Below are 20,054 nucleotides of genomic sequence, written 5' to 3' on the forward strand. Positions count from 1 at the left end.
TCACCATGACACGCAACCCCGCACTCTCCCACCACCCCCGGCGCACGCCACGCACCCGCACGCGCCTGGCCCTGGCCGCGTCCGCCGTCCCGCTGCTCGCCCTCACCGGGTGCGGGGCGGGCGCCGACGCCGAGGCCACGGCCACCGGCGTCATCGACTACTGGATGTGGGACACCAACCAGCTGCCCGCCTACCAGAAGTGCGCCGAGATGTTCGAGGCCGAGCACCCCGACCAGGACGTGCGCATCACCCAGACCGGGTGGGGCGACTACTGGACCAAGCTCACCGCCGGGTTCATCGCCGACACCGGCCCGGACGTGTTCACCAACCACGTGTCCAAGTACCCGCAGTTCGCCGAGCTCGAGGTCCTGGCCCCGCTGGAGGAGCACCCGGCCACCGCGGCGCTGGACCCCGAGGACTACCAGGACGGCCTCGTGGACCTGTGGACCGGACCGGACGGCCACCAGTACGGCGTGCCCAAGGACTGGGACACCGTCGCGGCCTTCTACAACGAGGAGCTGCTCGCCGAGGCGGGCCTGACCCCCGCGGACCTCGAGGGCTGGAGCTGGAACCCCGAGGACGGCGGCAGCTTCGAGGACCTCGTGGCGCACCTGACCGTGGACGAGAACGGCGTCCGCGGCGACGAGCCGGGCTTCGACAAGGATCACGTCGCCGTCTACGGCCTGGGCATCTCCGAGGCCGGCGGGAGCACCGCCGGCCAGGGACAGTGGTCGGCCTTCGCCGCCTCCAACGGCTGGCGGGTCACCGACGAGCCGCTGTGGGGAGACCACTACAACCTGGACGATCCCGCCCTGCACGAGACCCTCGACTGGTACTTCGGACTGGCCGACAAGGGATACATGCCCGACTACGGGCAGTTCAACGCCGCCGAGGGCGTCAACGCCCAGCTGGCCTCGGGATCGGCGGCCATGGTGCTGGACGGGGCCTGGATGATCAGCACCTACGCCGGCATCGACGACTTCCCCGTGGGGACCGCCCGCACCCCGGTGGGACCCGACGGCACCGCCACGACCATGCTGAACGGTCTGGCCGACTCGATCGTCAAGGACACCGACAACCCCGAGGGGGCGGCCCAGTGGGCGGCGTTCATGGGCTCGGCCCAGTGCCAGCAGGAGGTCGCCCGCGCCGGCGTGGTCTTCCCCTCCCGCCAGGACGCCACGCCCCTCGCCGCGGAGGCCTACCGGCAGATGGGCATCGACCCCGAGCCGTTCATCGCCCCGGTCGAAGAAGGCAACACCGTCTACTTCCCCGTCACCAAGTTCGGCGCGGACGTGTCGGCCCTGATGAACCCGGCCCTGGAGGACATCTACGCCAACCGGGTACCGGCCTCGACGCTCACCGAGATCAATGACGCCGTCAATGTCCTCTTCGAGACCGACGAAACCAACGACTCCTGACCCGCTCGGGCGCCGGGACCAGGCGTCCCGGCGCCCTGCCTCCTCCGGCACCACCCGGTGCCGCCCCACCCTCGCCGGCAGCAGTCCCTGCGGGCACTCCGAAAGGAACCACCCACCATGTCCTCTGTGCGCTACGCCAACGTGACCTGTCAGTACCCCGGGGCCGAGCGCCCCTCGGTCACCGACCTGAACCTGGACATCGCCGACGGGGAGTTCCTCGTCCTGGTCGGCCCCTCCGGGTGCGGCAAATCCACCACCCTGCGGATGCTCGCCGGCCTCGAGGAGGTCACCGGCGGCAACATCTACATCGGCGACCGCGACGTCACCGACGTCCCCTCCCGGGACCGCGACATCGCCATGGTCTTCCAGAACTACGCCCTCTACCCCCACATGACCGTGGCCGAGAACATGGGCTTCGCCCTGAAGATCGCCAAGATCAGTGCTGAGGAGAGAAGGCGCCGGGTCGAAGATGCCGCCAAGATACTGGACCTCACCGACTACCTGGACCGCAAGCCCAAGGCCCTGTCCGGCGGGCAGCGCCAGCGCGTGGCCATGGGCCGGGCCATCGTGCGGTCCCCGCAGGTGTTCCTGATGGACGAGCCGCTGTCGAACCTCGACGCGAAGCTCCGCGTGCAGACCCGCACCCAGATCGCCTCCCTCACCCGCCGGCTCGGCGTCACCACGGTCTACGTGACCCACGACCAGGTCGAGGCGATGACCATGGGCGACCGGGTCGCGGTGCTCAAGGACGGGCACCTGATGCAGGTCGACACCCCGCGCAAGCTTTACGACCGGCCGGCCACCGAGTTCGTGGCCGGGTTCATCGGGTCCCCGGCGATGAACCTCTTCCGGGTGCCCGTCACCGAGGCCGGGGCCCAGCTGGGCACGGTGCGGGTCCCGTTGAGCCCCGCCCAGCGTTCCGCCCTGAGGGGGTCCCAGGTCACGGTCGGGATCCGCCCCGAGGACCTCGCCCCGGCCGCCGAGGGCACCGGTCTGCCGATCGTCGCCGATGTCGTTGAAGAGCTTGGCGCCGACGCGTTCGTCTACGGTCACCTCGCCCCGGTGACCGCCGCCAACGCGATCGTGCCCGTGGACCCCACCACCGGGACGGCCGATGACCCCACCACGCACGAGTTCATCGTCCGGGCCGAGGGCCGCACCCCGCCCAGGGCTGGAGCCACGATCTGGGTCGCCCCGAACCTGGACCACGTCCACCTCTTCGACACCACCACCGGCACCCGCCTCCCCGACTGACCGCGGGTCGGACCGACCGCGGGTCCCGCCGATCCGCGCCATCCCGCACACGACATCGTCCGCGTCCGATCCGATCCGGAGCACCGAGGCCCATGCATTCCTGCACCACCGGCAGCACCACCGGCAGCACCGCCGATGCCCGCGTGGACCCGTGGTGGTTCACCCACCCCGACGGATCCCGCGGGTCCCTTCCCCCGCGGGCGCACCTCACCTCCGACCGGCCGGAGCTCTCCCTGGCGGGCGCGTGGGACTTCCGCTGGTTCCCCTCGGCGTCCGACGCCGTCTCGGCCTGCCCCGACCCGACAGCACCGGACACCGCCTGGCCGGACCGGATCCCCGTCCCCGGCCACTGGGTGCTCGAGCACCTCGACGGGGACCGGCGGTTCGGCACCCCCTGGTACACCAACGTCGTCTACCCCTTCCCCGTGGACCCGCCGCACGTCCCGGACGCCAACCCGACGGGCGACCACCGCACGCGCTTCGTGCTCGCCGATCTCACCGGCGGCGCGAGGACGGACCTGCGTGCCGTGCTGCTGCGCTTCGAGGGCGTCGAGTCCGCCTTCCGGGTGTGGGTGAACGGACGGTGGGCCGGCCAGGCGATGGGCTCCCGGCTCACCCACGAGTTCGACGTCACCGACCTCGTTTGGGACGGGGAGAACACCGTGGTGGTGCGGGTCCACCAGTTCAGCGCGGGGTCCTACCTCGAGGACCAGGACCAGTGGTGGCTCCCTGGGATCTTCCGCGACGTTCGCGTGCTCGGCGAGGTGCACGGCGGGATCGACGACGTCCACCTCACCGCGGACCGGGACCCGGCCACCGGTGAGGGCGTCCTGGGCTGCCGGATCACGGCCCCCGCGGACGCGTTCCCGGTGCACGTGGAGATCCCGGAGCTCGGCCTTTCCACCACCGTGGACGGCCCCGACCGGGTGGAGCTGCCCGTCGGGGTCGTGCGCGCCTGGACCGCCGAGGACCCGCACCTCCACGGCGTCGTCCTGCGCGCCCGGGGGCAGACGGTCACCCACCGCGCCGGATTCCGCCGCGTCGCCATCTCCACCGACGGCGTGCTGGAGATCGACGGCGCCCCGGTGCGCTTCCGCGGCGTCAACCGGCACGAGTTCCACCCGCGCCGGGGCCGCGCCGTGGATGCCGACTTCACCCGGCGCGAGTACGGGCTCATGCAGGACCATCACGTCAACGCGGTGCGCACCAGCCACTATCCACCGGCGCACCACGCCCTCGACCTGGCCGACGAGATGGGGCTGTGGGTCGTCCTCGAGGGCGACCTCGAAACCCACGGATTCGTCCACCAGGGCTGGGCGCGCAACCCCTCGGACGACCCCGCGTGGCGGGAGGCCTACCTGGACCGCACGGCCCGGATGTGGCACCGGGACAAGAACCATGCGAGCGTCGTGATGCTGTCCCTGGGCAACGAATCAGGCACCGGGGCGAACCTGGCCGCGGCCGCGGAGTGGCTGCGCCGGCACGACGACCGCCCCGTGCACTACGAGGGCGACCACGACGCGGCCTACACCGACGTCTACTCCCGCATGTACCCGACGCCGCGCGAGACCCGCAGCATCGCCGCCGGCGAGCCCGTGCCCTCCACGGATGCCGCCGGGTCAAACCGGATCGCCCGGATGCCCTTCGTGCTGTGCGAGTACGCCCATGCCATGGGCACCGGCCCCGGTGGCCTGGCCGACTACGAGGAGATCTTCCGGACCCACCCCCGCGCGTGCGGCGGTTTCGTCTGGGAGTGGAAGGACCACGGCATCACCACCGTCACACCCGACGGCGTCCCGTTCCTCGCCTACGGCGGCGACTTCGGGGAGCCCCTGCACGACGGCAGCTTCGTGCTCGACGGACTGTGCACCGCCGACGGCCTCCCCGGCCCGGGACTGCTCGAGTACGCGGCGGTGATCGACCCGCTGCGCCTCGAGCTCGGCCCCGGGCACGCGGTGGTCGGCAACGGGTACGACCACACCGTGCTCACAGGCCTGCGGCTGCACTGGACGCTGCGCGGCACCGCTGTGGAGACGCTCAGGACGGGCACGGTGGAGGCGGGCAACCTGCCGCCCCGCCGCAGCAGCCGTGTGCCCCTGCCCCTGGTCCCTGGGCCCGGTGAGCACCTCGAGGTGACCGTGGAGGCCCGCAGTCCTGTGGCCGGGTCACGACGGCGTGACGCCCAGCTCACCGGCCCGCCGGCCGTCGCCTCCGGGACACCAGGGCCGGCCGCGACGGCACCGTCCGGGGTCCGCGGTCCCGTGCTCTGCGTGTTCCGCGCGCCCACGGACAACGACGCCGGCACCATCGAGCCGACCCGCGAACTGTGGCGGCCGTCCCCGGACGGGGACGACACGGACTGGCACGGCTACACCGGGACCGACCCCCGCGACGCCACGGCGACGCCGGGCATCGTGGTCTCCACGGCCCGGCGCTGGCTGGACCACGGTCTGCACCGTCTCCAGCCACGCACTCTGCCTCACGATCCCGGCGCGCCGGCGGGCACGGTCCGCACCCTGTGGGCCGCACCGGGCGCCGATCTGCGCACCGCGCCGTTCGGGCTCACCCACCGCTGGAGCGCCACGGACCGCCCCGGCGCCCGGCGCCTGGAACTGTCCTGGCAGCTCCCCGAACTGGACGTCCCCCTCGCGCGGGTGGGCTGTGTCCTGTCCCTGCCCGTGGATCCCGACGGGGAGGTGAAGTTCGACGGCGACGGCCCGCACCAGTCCTATCCCGATGCCTGCGCCGCCGCGCGGTACGGCACGCACCGCCTTCCGGCCCGGGGCCTGGCCGATCCCGGCGCCCGCCCGCAGGCCTCGGGCAACCGCGCCCGCGCGCACCGGCTCAGCATTCCACTGGCCGACGGCACCCGCCTGCGGCTGCAGACCCTGAGCACCGAACTGGACGGAGCGCCCGCTCCCCGGGGGTTGCAGTGGACGCTCACTCCATACCGGGATGAGGAGCTCATGGCTGCGGCCCACCCGCACGAGCTGCCGGACACCGCCGGACGCGACTGGTTCCTGCACCTCGACGTCGGCCACCACGGTCTCGGCAGCCGCTCCTGCGGCGTCGACATCGCACGCTCGGCGCGGCTGCACGCCCGCAGCGCCCGGCTCGACCTGGTCCTCGAGCCCGAGGCACCCGACACCGTGCGGAGACGGCCTGCCCGGTGAGCACGCTGCGGGGCCTCGCGACAGTCCTCGGGCGCGCCGGGGACGGCGGACCTCGGCCGCCACCTGAGCCTCAGCGGCCGGCGAGCTCCAGGTCCAGGGCGTGGCGCTCCACGTGGTCCAGGGCCAGACGGACTGCCCCCACGGAGACCACCGATTCCCCGAGCACCGAGACCGCCACCCGCGGGGGCGTGGCGGTGAAGCGGGGCAGCAGGTCCTCGATCCGTCCCAGCAGCGCGCCCGCGGACTCGGCCACGGCACCGGCGATGACCACCAGTTCCGGGTCGAAGAGCGTGCCCAGCAGGCCGATGACCCGCGCGAGCCGCTCGGCGAGGCGATCGAGGATCTGCTGCGCGACCTCGTCGCCGCCCGCGGCGGCACGGAACACCGCCTCCGCCTCGACGGCCCCGGACGGCCCGGCCAGCTCCCGGAGCGCGGTCTCCGGCGCCCCGGGCCGCACCGCCTCGGCACCCCACGCCCGACACAGCGCGGCGATGCCGTCCGGGCTGCCGACCCCTTCGACCAGGGTCAGGCTGCCGAGCTCGCCCGCCGCGCCGGAGCGGCCGTGCAGGAGACGGCCGGCCTCCATCACCCCGGTGCCGATCCGCTCCCCCGCCAGCATCACCACGAGGTCGTCCACCCCGGCAGCAGCCCCGCGCCAGCGCTCGGCCATCGCCGCGAGGTTGGCGTCGTTGGCCAGCAGGGCGGGCCACCCGCGGCGCTCTTCCAGCCGGGTCTCGAGCCCGAGGTCGAAGGCCGCCCAGAACGGCTGGCCGTGGGAGATCCTGCCGCCGCGGTCAACGGGCGCGGCGATCCCCACCGCGGCGGCCAGCACCGACCCCGGGACGACGGACGCGTCCGCGAGCGCGCCGTCGACGGCGTCGTCCACGGTGGCCAGGCGCCGTGCCGGGGCGGGGTCGGCGAAGGCACGGGTCGTGCGCCCCAGGACGCGGCCCCGCAGGTCCGCCACCACGGCGGTGGTCTTGGCCTCGCCGACGTCCACGCCCACCACGAAGCCCGCCCGGTCCCGGAACCGGAAGCGGCGGGCGGGCCGGCCGACCTGGGCGTCGGAGGCCCCCTCGAGCTCCTCGATCCAGCCCATCCGCAGCAGGTCGTCGCACACGGCGATGACGGTGGTGCGCACCAGGCCGGTGGCGGCGATGAGCTCCGTGACGGTGACGACGCCCGCCTCGCGCATCACCTCCAGGACCGCGACCGTGTTGGTCCGGCGCAGCAGCTGCGGCGATGTTCCCGTACGACCCACCTGAACCCCTTGACTCTCCCGAACTGTGATCCACATAATAGTCCAGATAATAAATCTAAGCCGTGTATTTATAGAACGCGCAGTGCAGGACCGCCTGTCGCCCGTCGTCGCCCCGCCCGAGGAGAACCATGAGCGAGAACCCCGCCCCGCCGCCCCCGCCCGCCCGCCCGGCACCGGTGCGGCCGTGATCGCGCCACGGCGCCGCTCCGCGCGGAGATGGACCGCGACGGCCGTGTGCGCCCTGCTGCTGACCGGCTGCGCCGCGGACGCCGACGCCCCCACCACGATCACCTTCTTCCAGTTCAAGCCCGAGGCCGTCGCCTACTTCGAGGACCTCGCCCGGCAGTTCGAGGCCGAGAACCCGGACGTGCGCGTGGTCGTGGACAACGTCCCGGACCCCGAGACGGCCCTGCGCACCCGCCTGGTCAAGGAGGACGTGCCCGACGTCCTGACCCTCAACGCCAACTCGACCTTCGGCGAGCTCGCCTCCGCCGGGATCTTTGCCGACTTCGCCGGCACCCCCGCGCTCGAGGACGTCAACCCGGCGTACGTGGACGTCGTCCGGGACCTGGGCGCGAGCACGCCGGATGCCGTCAACGGGGTGCCCTTCGCCGCCAACGCCTCCGGGGTGCTCTACAACGAGGAGCTCTTCGCCGAGCACGGCGTGGAGGTGCCCCGCACGTGGGACGAGCTGATCGCCGCCGCGGAGACCTTCGAGGCCGCCGGGGTCACCCCCTTCTACGGGATGCTCGCCGACGCCTGGACCGCCCAGGCGCCGCTCGCGCCGCTCGTCCCGCAGACCGTCCCGGAGGACTTCTGGGAGCAGCGCTTCGCGGGCGGGAGCTCCTTCCGGGAGGAGTGGCCGGAGGCCGCGCAGAAGCTGGCGACCCTCTTCGACCACACCCAGCCCGACCCGGTGGCCACCGGCTACGAGGACGGCACCGCCGCCTTCGCCCGGGGCGAGTCGGCGATGCTGCTGCTGGGCAACTACGCCGTACCCCAGATCCGCTCGTTCGAGCCCGAGTTCACCATCGGCAGCTTCGCGCTGCCCGCCACGAACGACCCCGCCGAGACCGTCCTGGTCTCGGGGGTGGACGTGGTCGTCACCGCCGGCGCGGACACCGAGCACCCCGAAGAGGTCCGGCGCTTCGTCGACTTCCTCATGCAGCCGGAGGTCGTCCAGGCCTACGCCGAGGAGCAGACGGCCATCCCGACCCTCGAGGGCATGTCCAACGACGACCCCGCGCTCGCCGGGGTCCAGCCCTACATCGACCAGGAGCGCATCGTGGGTTTCTTCGACCACCAGTTCATCCCCGCCGTCCCCCTGGGGTCGCTGCTGCAGCAGTACCTCATCGACCGCGACCAGGAGGCCTTCCTGGGGAACCTCGACGAGAGCTGGGACAGGGTCGCCGACCGGCGCACCTGGGGCCTCGGGGCGGTGGAGTCACGATGACCACGGCACCCGCCCGCGCGCAGGGCGCACCGTCCACGGGCACGTCCGCCGCCGCGCCCGCCCGGCGCCGGAAGGGACCCGGCCGCGCCTTCTACTGGATGGTGCTGCCCGCCCTCGTGCTCTTCCTCCTCTTCCACACCGTGCCCGTGCTGCAGGGTGTCTTCTACAGCTTCACGGACTCCCCGGGCTACGGCGAGTGGGACTTCGTGGGCCTGTCCAACTACACGGCGCTGTTCACCGACGAGCGGGTCCGCTCCGCGTACCTGTTCACCTTCCAATTCGCGCTCGTGGCGACCGTGCTGGTGAACGTCATCGCCCTGGCCCTGGCCGTGGGCCTGACGGGGCGGATCAAGTTCAAGAACACCCTGCGCGGGATCTACTTCGTGCCCAACATCCTGGCCGTCCTGGTGATCGGCTACGTGTTCAACTACCTGCTCACCAACTCCCTGCCGAGCATCGGGGCGGCCCTGGGGATCGACCGGCTGTCGACGTCGATCCTGGCCGACCCCGAGCTGGCCTGGGTCGGCATCGTGGTGCTCGCCGTGTGGCAGGCCGTCGCGTTCAACATCATCATCTACATCGCCGGGCTGCAGACCATCCCGGCCGAGCTCTACGAGGCCGCCGCCATCGACGGCGCCGGGCCGTGGCGGCGGTTCTGGTCCATCACGTTCCCCATGATCGGGGCGTTCTTCACGCTCAACATGGTGCTCTCGCTCAAGAACTTCCTGCAGGTCTTCGACCACATCATCGCCATGACCAACGGCGGGCCGGGAACGGCGACCGAGTCCGTCTCCGTCCTCATCTACCGGGGCGGGTTCCAGGGCGGCGAGTACGGCTACCAGATCGCCAACGCGGTCGTGTTCATGATCGTGCTGGTGGTCTTCGCCGTCGTCCAGCTCCGAGTCCTCCAGCGCGAAGAGGTGTCCGCCTGATGTCCTCCACCAACGTCTCCGCCCCGCCCAGCGGCACCGCCGCAACCACCCTCCCGGCCCGGTCCCGGCGGTCCGGCCGCCGGCGGCCCGAAGGAGGCCGGGTGAACTGGTGGCTGACCGCGCTGCTGGTCGTCCTGGCCCTGACCGTCTTCGTGCCGCTGTACTTCACGGTGATCACCGCCCTGAAGACCCCCGACCAGCTCGGCGGCAGCGGCTTCGCCCTCCCCACGGAGGTGCGGTGGGCGAACTTCGCCGACGCGTGGACGCTGACGGACTTCCCGCGGGCCGCACTCAACAGCGCCCTGATCACCGTCTCCGCGGTGGTGCTCACGCTCCTGACGAACTCGATGGTGGCGTACGCGATCGCCCGCAACATGCACCGGCGCTTCTTCAAGGGCCTGTTCTTCTACTTCATCTCCGCGCTGTTCGTGCCCTTCCCGATCCTCATGCTGCCCGTGGCGAAGCAGACCGCCGCCCTGGGCCTCGACAATCCCGCCGGCCTGGTCCTGCTCTACGTGGTCTACGGCCTGTCCTTCAACATCTTCATCTTCACCGCCTACATCCGCTCCATCCCCGTCGAGCTCGAGGAGGCGGCGAGGATGGACGGTGCGGGCACGTGGGGAGTCTTCTGGCGGGTCGTCTTCCCGCTGCTCACGCCCATGAACGCCACGGTCGGCATCCTGACCTGCCTGTGGGCGTGGAACGACTTCCTGCTCCCCCTCATCATCGTCTCCGACCCGCAGCAGGCGACCCTGCCGCTCGTCCAGTACGTCTTCCAGTCCCAGTTCCAGACCAACTACACCGTCGCGTTCGCGTCCTACCTGATGGCGATGGCACCGCTGCTCGTGGTCTACGTCTTCGCCCAGCGGTGGGTCATCTCCGGCGTCACCCGAGGAGCAGTCAAATGAGCACCCGCACCCAGCAGCAGGACATCACCGCCCAACGGCCCGGCACCGGCAGCGGCCCCGGGGGCACCCCCGCGTGGTGGAACGACGCGGTCGTCTACCAGATCTACCCCCGCTCCTTCGCGGACTCCGACGGCGACGGGATCGGCGACCTCGGGGGCATCATCGCCCACCTCGACCACCTGCAGGACCTGGGCGTGGACGTCGTCTGGCTGTCCCCGATCTACTCCTCCCCGCAGGACGACAACGGCTACGACATCAGCGACTACCAGGACATCGACCCGGTCTTCGGCACCCTCGAGCAGTTCGACGAGCTGCTCGGGGCGGTGCACGCCCGCGGCATGAAACTGGTGATGGACCTCGTGGTCAACCACACCTCCGACGAGCACCCGTGGTTCGTCGAGTCCCGCTCCTCGCCGGACTCGCCCAAACGGGACTGGTACTGGTGGCGCGCTCCCCGCCGGGGGATGGAGGCCGGCGCGCCGGGCGCGGAGCCGACGAACTGGCAGAGCTTCTTCTCGGGTTCCACCTGGGAGCTGGACGAGGCCTCCGGGGAGTACTACCTGCACCTGTTCTCCCGCAAGCAGCCGGACCTGAACTGGGAGAACCCCGAGGTGCGGCAGGCCGTCCACGCCATGATGCGCTGGTGGCTGGACCGCGGCGTGGACGGCTTCCGCATGGACGTCATCAACATGATCAGCAAGGACGTCGCCGAGGACGGCCACCTGCACGACGGGCCCCCGGTGGACGGGACGCCCTGGGGCGACGGCTCCGCGTCCTACCTGTGCGGTCCCCGGATCCACGAGTTCCTCCAGGAGATGCACCGCGAGGTCTTCGCCGGTCGGGACGCCGAGCTCATCACGGTGGGCGAGATGCCCGGCGTCACCGTGGAGCAGGCCCAGCTCTTCACCGATCCGGCCCGCGCCGAGGTGGACATGGTCTTCCAGTTCGAGCACGTGGGCCTCGACCACGGGCCCGGCGGGAAGTTCGACCCCGAGCCGCTGCGCCTGACGGACCTGAAGGCCTCGCTGGGCCGCTGGCAGGAGGGCCTGGAGGAGGTCGGCTGGAACTCCCTGTACTGGAACAACCACGACCAGCCCCGCGCGGTCTCCCGCTTCGGCGACGACAGCCCCGAGCACCGGGTGGCCTCCGCGACCTGCCTGGCCACCCTGCTGCACCTGCACCGCGGCACGCCCTACGTGTACCAGGGCGAGGAGCTGGGCATGACCAACGCACCGTTCGAGACGATCGAGGACTTCCGCGACATCGAGTCGGTCAACCACTACCGCCACGCCGTGGCCGCCGGCGCGGACCCCGCCGGGGTGCTGCGCGGACTGCGCTGGTCGAGCCGGGACAACGCCCGCACCCCGGTCCAGTGGACCGCGGGCGCGAACGCCGGGTTCACCACCGGCACCCCGTGGATCGCGGTCAACCCGAACCACGACGAGGTCAACGCCGAGGCCGCCCGGGCCGAGCCGCACTCGGTGTTCCACCACTACCGGCGACTCATCGAGCTGCGGCACACCGAGCCCGTGGTCGCCCTGGGCGACTTCACCATGCTGGCCCCCCACCACGAGCAGCTCTACGCCTTCACCCGGCGGCTCGGGGACGTCGAGCTGCTGGTGCTCGCCAACGTCTCGGGCGAGGAGGTCCGCACCGAACTGCCCGAGGGCTGGGCCGGCGCCGAGCTGCTGATCGGCAACCGCCCCGACGGCGTGGTCCCCGGCGACGAGGGGCTGCTGCGGCCGTGGGAGGCCCGCGTGCACCGGCGGACCCGGGGCGCGGCGACGCAGGGCTGAGACGCGCCGCAGCGGCAGGGCGCCACCGCGCAGCGGCGCCGCACGGAGCCGCCGGGGCAGCACCGCGCGCCTTTGCCCTGGCGGCTCCCGGCGGCCGCCCCGCCGGTGGGGCCGCCGGGGCGGCGGTGGCACAATGAACCGGTGCCGTCCTCCGACCACGTCTCCCTGATCCCACTGCTCGGCCGCGGCGACGCGCCGGAGCAGGTGCGGCACGTCCGGGAGATCCCCGACCGGGACGCCGTGACGGCGCCGTGGCCCGAGCACCTGCACCCGGACGTGGTCGCGGCCTGGGAACGGCTCGGCGTGCACGCGCCGTACCTGCACCAGGTCCAGGCGGTGCTGGCCCCCCGGCACGTGGTGGTCGCCACGGGGACCGCGTCCGGGAAGTCCCTCGCCTACCAGGCGCCCGTGGCCGACGCCGTGCACCGCGGCCGGCTCGCGGCGCTGGCGAACCCGGGCATGATCCACCACCCGGACGAGGCCACGGCCCTGTACCTGTCCCCCACCAAGGCCCTGGCCGCCGACCAGCTCAAGGGCCTGGACGCCCTCGGCCTGCCGACCCTGCGTGCCGCGACCTACGACGGCGACACCGACCCCGCGGAGCGCCGGTGGGTCCGGGACCACGCCGACGTGGTGCTGTGCAACCCGGACATGCTGCACTACGGGGTGCTGCCCAACCACGCGCGCTGGTCCCGGTTCTTCCGCCGCCTGAAGTACGTCGTGGTGGACGAGGCCCACTCCTACCGGGGTGTCTTCGGCTCGCACGTGGCCAACCTCATGCGGCGGCTGCGCCGGATCTGCCGTCTCTACGGCGCGGACCCCGTCTTCATCGGGGCGTCCGCGACCTCCTTCGAGCCGCACGCCTCCTTCGCCCGCCTCGTCGGCGTCCCCGAGGCCGAGGTGACGCCGGTGACCACGGACTTCTCCCCGCACGGACCGGTCACCGTGGTGCTCTGGGAGCCGGAGCAGACGGACGGCGGCGGCGAGAACGACGCCCCGGTGCGCCGCACCGCCCTGGCCGAGACCGCCGACATGCTCACCGACCTGGTGCTCCGCCAGGTCCGCACCATCGCGTTCATCAAGTCCCGCCGCGGCGCGGAGACGATCGCCCAGATCGCCCACCGGCAGCTGGAGGAGGTCGACCCCTCGCTGGCCCACCGGGTGGCGGCCTACCGCTCCGGGTTCCTCCCCGAGGAGCGCCGGGAGCTCGAGGAGGCGCTGCGGGACGGGCGGCTGCTCGGGATCGCGAGCACGTCCGCGCTCGAGCTCGGCATCGACGTGGCCGGGCTGGACGCCGTGGTCGTGGCCGGGTGGCCCGGCACCCGGGCGTCGTTCTTCCAGCAGATCGGCCGGGCGGGCCGGGCCGGGCAGGAGGCCCTGGCCGCCTTCGTGGCCGGGGACGACCCCCTCGACACGTACCTCGTGAACCATCCGGAGGCGATCTTCGACGTCGACGTCGAGGCCACGGTGTTCGACCCCTCCAACCCCTACGTGCTGGCCCCGCACCTGTGCGCGGCCGCGGCCGAGCAGCCGCTGCGCGCGGAGGAGATCGACAGCTTCGGACCCACCGCGCCGGAGGTGCTCGGCTCGCTCGTGGCCAGCGGGCACCTGCGCCGCCGGCCGAACGGCTGGTTCTGGACGCACCCCCAGTCCGCGGCCGGGATGGTGTCGCTGCGCTCGGACGGCGGCGGGCCGATCCGGATCATCGAGACGGACACCGGCGCGGTGCTCGGCACGATGGACTCCCCCCAGTCCCACTACCAGGCCCACCCGGGGGCCGTGTACGTGCACCAGGGCCGGACCTACATCGTGGACGAGCTCGACGAGGCGGGCTCGGTGGCCGCCGTGACGCGGGCGAACCCCGACTTCTACACCACCGCGCGGGACATCACGCAGGTGGGCGTGGTCGCCGAGGAGCGCTCGGAGCGCTGGGGGCCGGTGACCGTCCACTTCGGCCAGGTGCAGGTCACCACGAAGGTGGTCTCGTTCCAGCGCAAGGCCGTGATCTCCAACGAGGTGCTGGGCGAGGAGCCCCTGGACCTCGCGGCCCGCGACCTGTTCACGAAGTCCGTGTGGTTCACCGTGCCGGGCCCCGTGCTGACCGGCGCGGGGATCGAGGAGCCCGACGTCCCCGGGGCGCTGCACGCGGCCGAGCACGCCGCGATCGGCCTGCTGCCGCTCGTGGCCTCGTGCGACCGCTGGGACGTGGGCGGGCTCTCGACCGCGCTGCACGCCGACACGGAGCTGCCCACGGTGTTCGTCTACGACGGCCATCCGGGCGGGGCGGGGTTCGCGGAGCGCGGCTACGCCACGGCCGTCGCGTGGCTGGGCGCCACCCGGGAGGCGATCTCCTCGTGCGAGTGCGAGCACGGGTGCCCGTCCTGCGTGCAGTCGCCGAAGTGCGGCAACCGCAACAACCCGCTGGACAAGGCCGGCGCCGTGCGGCTGATCGACGCGGTGCTGCACGACGCCCCCCGCGCCTGAGTCCTCACGGCGCACGGGCGGCCTCCGGGGGCCCGGCCCGGGACACGCCGCGGGCGGCCCCGAAGCGGGCGAGCGGCCCGTCCAGGGCCACGGCGGTGCGCACGTCCACGACGACCCGCTCCGGCTCCACGAGCGCGCACCGCTCGAGCCGCGCCCCGTTGTCCCGGGCCACGCGCTCGGCGGCGCCGCACGGGTCGCCGGCCACGAGGCCCCGGGCGGTGTCGGCGGCGGCGAGCGCCGCGAGGTCGGCGGCCTTGCCGGCACGGTGGGTCGCGATCCCCGCCTGGGCCAGCAGCAGCACGGCCACCAGCAGCACGCCGAGCACCAGGGTGAGCGTCAGCGCGTGCACGGTGCCGCTCCCCCGGTCGCCGTCGCGGTCCGGACAGCGGTCGGGCCGCCCCGAGAGGCCTCGAGCCGCGGGCTCAGCCACCGTGCCCATCGGCCGCTCCGGCCCCCTCCGTCTCGGCGGAGGCGTCCGCGCGCAGCTCCCAGCCGCCCCAGGTCCCGAGGATGCCGGGGGCGGGGCCGGTGACGGTGACCGTGGCCGTCCCCGCGTTCCCGCCCAGGCGGATCGCGGCGTCCTCCCCGGCCACGCGCAGCGCCGTGGAGCGGACCACGGCGGCGCTCTCGCCGCGGGCGGCGGCCCGGGCCGAGGCCCGCGCGGCCTCCTCGTAGCGGATCAGGGTCATCCCGGCCGCGGCGGCCGCGAGGAGCACGGCCAGGAGCAGCACGAGGGCGGGCAGCAGCACGGCCGTCTCGGCGGTGACGGCGCCGCGGTCCGGCGGCACCGGCCGCGGCGCGGACCGGGACCTGGGGCCGCGCGGCGACCACGGACGGAGGCGGGAACCGACACGCCACCGGGAAGCACGGGAACGGGGTCGGGACGGCGGACGAGACCGACCACGGGATGAGCATCGGGGGCGGTGGGCGGGCATGGTGGACTCCTCACGGGCAGGGCGCACGGCGGCTCGGGTTGCTGGGACCGGCGGCCAGGACGGACGGGGAGGACGCTCCCGCGGGGTCCGCGGCGCCGGGGACGGCACCACGGACCCCGCGGGAGCAGCCGCTCAGACGCCGAGCGCCTTCTCGATGATCGCGGTCAGGAGCTCGCGCACCTGGCCGGAGGAGAGGACCGCGGCCATGACCCCGCCGAAGGCCGCCGCGGCGAGCACGACCATGGCGTACTCCACGGTGGTCGCACCGAGGTCCGGGTCCCCGGCCCGGACGAGCGGGCGGGGCGGGGCGCCGGTGGCCCGGCGGGCGGACGGTGCGACCGGGCGGCCCCCGGCGGCGACCTCCAGGCCGGGCCCGGAGGGGCTGCGGCGCTTCCGGGCGGGACGGGAGGCGGTGATCTGGTGCTGGGACATGATGGTTCCTTTCGGTGCGGAGCGAACTGGTGCGGGGTGAGCAGGTGCCGGACGGCCGGCACTGGCCGGGCAGCACGGGCCGGGCAGCACTGGGCGAGCAGCACTCGCCGAGCCGGTGCCGGACGGGCGGCAGGGCCCGCCGGAGGACGGCGGACGGCGCAGCGCAGCGGCGCCGGGCCGGTCCTCGAGGGCGCAGGGGCGGACGGGGAACGCCCCGGCGGCCGGGGGCCCGCGGCTCCGGGCGCGGCGGGTCATCCGAACACCTCGGGCACGAGCCCCATCACGACCGGCAGGACGCCCCAGCAGACGAAGGCCGGCAGGGAGCACAGGCCCAGGGGCAGCACGAGCTGGACGGACAGCGACTCCGCGGCGCGCTCGGCCCGCCGGTAGGCGGCACGCCGGACCTGGGCGGCCTGCGAGCGCAGGCTCCGGGCCGACGGCGCCCCGGACGTCGCGGTGAACGTGAGCGCCTCGCGGTAGTCGGCCAGGTGCGTGGGCAGCTCGCCCGCCGAGGTCCACGCCGTGTGCCAGGGCAGCCCGAGCCGCAGCCGGGAGCCCACGCCTTCGAGGGCGGCGCCGGTGGCGTCCGTCCGGCACCCGCCCAGCACCGCCACGGCCTCCGCGAGCGGCAGACCGGCGTCCAGCATGGCGGCGGTGAGCTCCACGAGGACGCCGGCGGAGACGTGCGGTCCCGGCGGGCAGCGGCGGGCCGCGGCCGGACGGGGCGTTCCCGGCAGCCGGGCCCGGGACGGGAGCGCCGCCAGCGCCAGGGCGGCCACCAGGAGCAGCCCGGCGGCGGGCGCTGCGAGGGCGGTCATCGCGCACCCACCGCCTCGGCGCGGCTGATCAGGGTGCGCGTCCACACCCGGCCGAGGCCCGTGAGCGCAGCGCCGGCCACGAGGGCGGCCAGCCCCCACGGGGTGGTGAGCAGCGTGCGCAGCGGGTCGACGCCCATGAGCATGCCCAGTCCGATGCCGAGCACCGGGAGCCAGGTCAGGATCCGGACGGTGGAGCGGGGGCCGGCCAGGGCGGTGCCGCGTGCGGCCTCGGCGTCGAGCTCCGCCTCGAGGGCGTCGGCGAGACCGCCGAGCAGGGCGGCGAGGGGCGCGCCGGTGCGCTCGGAGACCTCCCAGCACAGGGAGAGCTCGGCGGTGGTGGCGACGGCCCGCCGCTCCAGCGCGCGGTGGCCCAGCTCCGGGGCCGGCACCCCCGCCAGGGCGGTCGAGACGCTCAGCCCCAGGCGGGCGGCGGCCGCCACGGACGTGCACAGCAGTTCGAGGTGCCGGCCGGTGCCCGTGCGGGCGGCGCGGCCCCCGGGCCCCGCTCCCTCGAACGCGGCCGCCGGGGACCGGCCCGCCTCCAGCAGCGCCGCGAGCCGGCGCAGCAGCGCGATCCACTCGGCGGCCTCCGTCTCGGCGTCCCGGGCGAACCGGGCCCACCACCGGACCGGGACGACGGTGCCGGCGCCCGCCCTCGCGGCCGACCGGACGCGGTGGCCCGGACCCGCGACCAGCACCGCGGCGCCCCCGGCGAGGCACAGGCAGAGGGCGAGGCAGAGGACGAGGACCGTGCTCACGGCCGGCCTCCCGCGAGGTCCCCGCCGGGGTGGGGCGAACGGTCGGGCGAGCGGTCGGACGCGTCGCCGGGCGTTCGGTCGGGCCGGTGGTCGAGCAGGGCGCACAGCCCGTCCCAGCCCGGGCCGCGGCGCACGCCGTCGTGGGACCGGACCGCCGCGGGCACGGAGACGAGGGCGCCGGCCCGGTCCTCGAGCAGGGACACCGCCCGGATCTCTCGGCGCCCGCCCGCCCGGGCCACGTGGACGACCAGGTCCAGGGCGCTCGCGGCCTGCAGCGTCACGGCCTCCCGGCTCATCCCGGCCAGGGCGCCCAGGGCCGAGAGCCGGGCGGGGACCGCCTCGGCGGAGTTGGCGTGCACGGTGCCCGCCCCCGCGTGGCCGGTGTTCAGGGCCGTGAGGAGCTCGCGCACCTCGGCGCCGCGGCACTCGCCCACCACGAGCCGGTCGGGCCGCATCCGCAGGGCCTGCCGGACGAGCTCCGCCAGGTCGATGCTGCCCGCGCCCTCGGTGTTGGCGTGCCGCGCCTGGAGACCGACCACGTGGGGGTGCTCGGGCCGAAGCTCGGCGGCGTCCTCGATGAGCACGATCCGCTCGTGCGCCGGGGAGCAGGAGAGCAGGGCGTTGAGGACGGTCGTCTTCCCCGCCCCGGTGGCGCCGCTGACCAGGAAGTTGGCGCCCGAGCGCACGGCGCCCACGAGGAGCTCGGCGGTGCCGGGATGGACGGTCCCCGCCGCCACGAGGTCCTGCAGGGACAGGGTCCTCGTGCTGCGGAAGCGGACGGAGAGCAGGGTCCCGCCCGTGGAGATCGGCGGGAGGACGGCGTGCACCCGGTAGCCGGCGGCCGTCTGGACGTCCACGCACGGGTGGGCGGCGTCGAGGCGGCGTCCTGCGGCGGTGACCAGGCGCACGGCCAGGGCGCGCACCTCGGCGTCGGTGCGGAAGGGGGACGGGACGCGGCGCACCCCGGCCTCGGTCTCGAGCCAGACCTGGTCCGGCCCGTTGACGTAGACGTCGGTGAGACCCCGGTGCGGCAGCAGCGGCTCGAGCGGACCGAGACCGGTCAGCTCGGCGCGCACGGCCTGCACCGCCCGCAGGGTGCCGGCGGCCCCGAGCACCCGGCCGCTCGCGCGCACGGCCGCGGCGATGTCGGTGTCCGTGACCGGCCCGGGGGCGGCCAGCAGCCGGTCCCGCACGTCGTCGAGCAGGGCGGCCGGCAGCGCGGCGCTCACGGGGCGGCCCCCACGGCCTCGAGCAGGCCCGCCACGTCCCGGGCGAGCCGCCGGGAGCGGCCCGCCTCGAGCAGCCGGCCCGTCTCGGCGGCCTCCGGCACCGCGCCGGAGAAGCGCAGGGAGCCGGCGACGGGCAGACCGGTCGTGGCGGCGGCGAGGGCGTCGTCCACGTCGGCCACGTTGAGCCCGGCCGGCACCAGGCGGGCACTGGCGCCCGCCAGGGAACCGGCGGCCCACCGCGCGGCCAGCACGCCGCGCACCGTCCGGGGCGTGAGCACGAGGACCTCGTCGCACAGGGCCGCGGTGTCCGCCGTGCCCGCCCCCGCCCGGCCCAGGTCCACGACGACGAGGGCGGCCGCCCGGCGCAGCGCCTCGAGCACGCCGGCGTACGGCGCGGCGGCTCCGTCCGGCTGGGAGCGGTCCCAGGAGAGCCAGCGCAGCTGTCCGGTCCGGGCCATGGCCGGCCACAGCTGCTCGGCGTGCACCGTCCCGGCGATCCGGAGCAGGTCCGGCCAGCGCAGACCGTCCTGGTCCTCGAGGCCCAGCAGGACGTCGATGCCGCAGCCGGCGCGGTCCGCGTCCACGAGGACGGCCGGCCGGTCCTCGTGCGCGGCGCGGTCGGCGAGCCAGCACGCCAGCGTGGACGTGCCGGCCCCGCCCACGGCGCCCAGCACGCCCAGCACCCGGCCCGTGCCGCCGGGACCGGCGGGGCCGCCGGGCCGGGCGGTGAGCAGGTCGGCGAGCCATCCGGCGGCGTCGGGCAGCACGGCCACGGCGCAGCCGCCGAGGTCGGCCGCCCGGTCCCAGATCCCGGGGTCCTCGGGCCGGCCCACGAGCACCGTGCCCGGACGGACCCGCCCCCGCACGGCGTGGCGCACGTCCACGAGCTCGGTGTCCGCGAGCGTGCCCGGCGCGGTGGCCGCCGCCGCGCCGGGCGGATCGGCCAGCAGGTCGGCGCCGGCGGCCGCGCAGACGCGCTCGACCGTGGCGCGCAGCCCGGCGTCCTCGCTGACGAGGCGCACGGTGCGCGCGCGGACCGCGGTGCCCGGATGCGGCGGGGCCGGGGCGGAGAGGTGGGCGGCGGTGCTCATGGCCCCACTGTCCGGGCGGGCGGCACCGGGCCGGCCCGGCGGGGGCGCCGGTGTGGACGGGCGGCGGGCTTCCGGCGGCCCCGCGGGCGTGTGCAGTCCGGGCACCGGCGTA

The 20,054-nt window shown here is 74.5% G+C and carries 16 protein-coding genes; 8 read left to right on the forward strand and 8 right to left on the reverse strand.

Going from position 1 to position 20,054, the window contains the following annotated elements; translation table 11 throughout:
• The first annotated feature begins 5 nt into the window (after positions 1-5).
• From E7Z53_RS12075 to E7Z53_RS12085, 3 genes are all read left to right on the forward strand, one after another.
• Positions 6-1,418, forward strand: coding sequence for an ABC transporter substrate-binding protein (locus E7Z53_RS12075; RefSeq protein WP_176337845.1), 1,413 nt, complete (start codon positions 6-8; stop codon positions 1,416-1,418).
• Between the two features lie 117 nt (positions 1,419-1,535).
• A complete protein-coding gene (locus E7Z53_RS12080) occupies positions 1,536-2,672 on the forward strand; it encodes an ABC transporter ATP-binding protein (RefSeq protein ID WP_176337846.1) in 1,137 nt (378 codons plus the stop codon).
• A gap of 92 nt (positions 2,673-2,764) precedes the next feature.
• Complete coding sequence (locus tag E7Z53_RS12085) at positions 2,765-5,845, forward strand: glycoside hydrolase family 2 TIM barrel-domain containing protein (RefSeq protein ID WP_176337847.1); 3,081 nt, start codon at positions 2,765-2,767, stop codon at positions 5,843-5,845.
• A 70-nt stretch (positions 5,846-5,915) separates the two neighbouring features.
• Here the strand turns inward: E7Z53_RS12085 and E7Z53_RS12090 are convergent, their stop codons facing one another.
• The gene (locus tag E7Z53_RS12090) at positions 5,916-7,106 is read right to left on the reverse strand and encodes an ROK family protein (RefSeq protein WP_368826764.1); all 1,191 of its coding nucleotides are present in this window, start codon (positions 7,104-7,106) and stop codon (positions 5,916-5,918) included.
• A gap of 82 nt (positions 7,107-7,188) precedes the next feature.
• Here E7Z53_RS12090 and E7Z53_RS12095 point away from each other — a divergent pair, with 82 nt between their 5' ends.
• The 5 genes from E7Z53_RS12095 (at position 7,189) to E7Z53_RS12115 (ending at position 14,679) form a co-directional block, all read left to right on the forward strand.
• Entirely contained in the window at positions 7,189-8,559 is a 1,371-nt protein-coding gene (locus E7Z53_RS12095; RefSeq protein ID WP_176337849.1) for an ABC transporter substrate-binding protein, read from the forward strand.
• Positions 8,556-9,491 (forward strand): carbohydrate ABC transporter permease, encoded by a 936-nt coding sequence (locus E7Z53_RS12100; RefSeq protein ID WP_176337850.1) that lies wholly within the window; start codon positions 8,556-8,558, stop codon positions 9,489-9,491. The genes E7Z53_RS12095 and E7Z53_RS12100 overlap by 4 nt, the downstream gene beginning before the upstream one ends.
• Positions 9,491-10,399: a carbohydrate ABC transporter permease gene (locus tag E7Z53_RS12105; RefSeq protein WP_176337851.1), complete on the forward strand. Its 909-nt coding sequence runs from the start codon at positions 9,491-9,493 to the stop codon at positions 10,397-10,399. Before E7Z53_RS12100 ends, E7Z53_RS12105 begins: the two co-directional genes overlap by 1 nt.
• Positions 10,396-12,195, forward strand: coding sequence for a glycoside hydrolase family 13 protein (locus tag E7Z53_RS12110; RefSeq protein ID WP_176337852.1), 1,800 nt, complete (start codon positions 10,396-10,398; stop codon positions 12,193-12,195). Before E7Z53_RS12105 ends, E7Z53_RS12110 begins: the two co-directional genes overlap by 4 nt.
• A gap of 141 nt (positions 12,196-12,336) precedes the next feature.
• Positions 12,337-14,679: a DEAD/DEAH box helicase gene (locus E7Z53_RS12115; RefSeq protein WP_176337853.1), complete on the forward strand. Its 2,343-nt coding sequence runs from the start codon at positions 12,337-12,339 to the stop codon at positions 14,677-14,679.
• Positions 14,680-14,683: 4 nt separating this feature from the next.
• On the opposite strand, the gene E7Z53_RS12120 is transcribed toward E7Z53_RS12115, so the two are convergent.
• The 7 genes from E7Z53_RS12120 to ssd all read right to left on the reverse strand — a co-directional run bounded on the left by E7Z53_RS12120 (position 14,684) and on the right by ssd (position 19,942).
• On the reverse strand, positions 14,684-15,028 hold the full coding sequence (locus E7Z53_RS12120) for an Rv3654c family TadE-like protein (RefSeq protein ID WP_035925175.1): 345 nt from the start codon (positions 15,026-15,028) through the stop codon (positions 14,684-14,686).
• 73 nt (positions 15,029-15,101) lie between these two features.
• Positions 15,102-15,467: a TadE family type IV pilus minor pilin gene (locus E7Z53_RS20645; RefSeq protein WP_017832506.1), complete on the reverse strand. Its 366-nt coding sequence runs from the start codon at positions 15,465-15,467 to the stop codon at positions 15,102-15,104.
• A 279-nt stretch (positions 15,468-15,746) separates the two neighbouring features.
• Positions 15,747-16,046 carry a DUF4244 domain-containing protein gene (locus tag E7Z53_RS20000; RefSeq protein WP_017832507.1) on the reverse strand — a complete coding sequence of 100 codons (300 nt, stop codon included), beginning with the start codon at positions 16,044-16,046 and terminating at the stop codon, positions 15,747-15,749.
• A 251-nt stretch (positions 16,047-16,297) separates the two neighbouring features.
• Complete coding sequence (locus E7Z53_RS12135; RefSeq protein ID WP_176337855.1) at positions 16,298-16,864, reverse strand: type II secretion system F family protein; 567 nt, start codon at positions 16,862-16,864, stop codon at positions 16,298-16,300.
• The gene (locus tag E7Z53_RS12140; protein WP_017832509.1) at positions 16,861-17,622 is read right to left on the reverse strand and encodes a type II secretion system F family protein; all 762 of its coding nucleotides are present in this window, start codon (positions 17,620-17,622) and stop codon (positions 16,861-16,863) included. Before E7Z53_RS12140 ends, E7Z53_RS12135 begins: the two co-directional genes overlap by 4 nt.
• Positions 17,619-18,851, reverse strand: a complete 1,233-nt coding sequence (locus tag E7Z53_RS12145) for a TadA family conjugal transfer-associated ATPase (RefSeq protein ID WP_017832510.1) — start codon at positions 18,849-18,851, stop codon at positions 17,619-17,621. The genes E7Z53_RS12140 and E7Z53_RS12145 overlap by 4 nt, the downstream gene beginning before the upstream one ends.
• A complete protein-coding gene (ssd, locus tag E7Z53_RS12150; protein ID WP_017832511.1) occupies positions 18,848-19,942 on the reverse strand; it encodes a septum site-determining protein Ssd in 1,095 nt (364 codons plus the stop codon). Before ssd ends, E7Z53_RS12145 begins: the two co-directional genes overlap by 4 nt.
• Between the last annotated feature and the right edge of the window lie 112 nt (positions 19,943-20,054).

This window comes from Kocuria salina (assembly GCF_013368965.1).
GTDB classification, from domain to species: Bacteria; Actinomycetota; Actinomycetes; order Actinomycetales; family Micrococcaceae; genus Kocuria; species Kocuria rosea.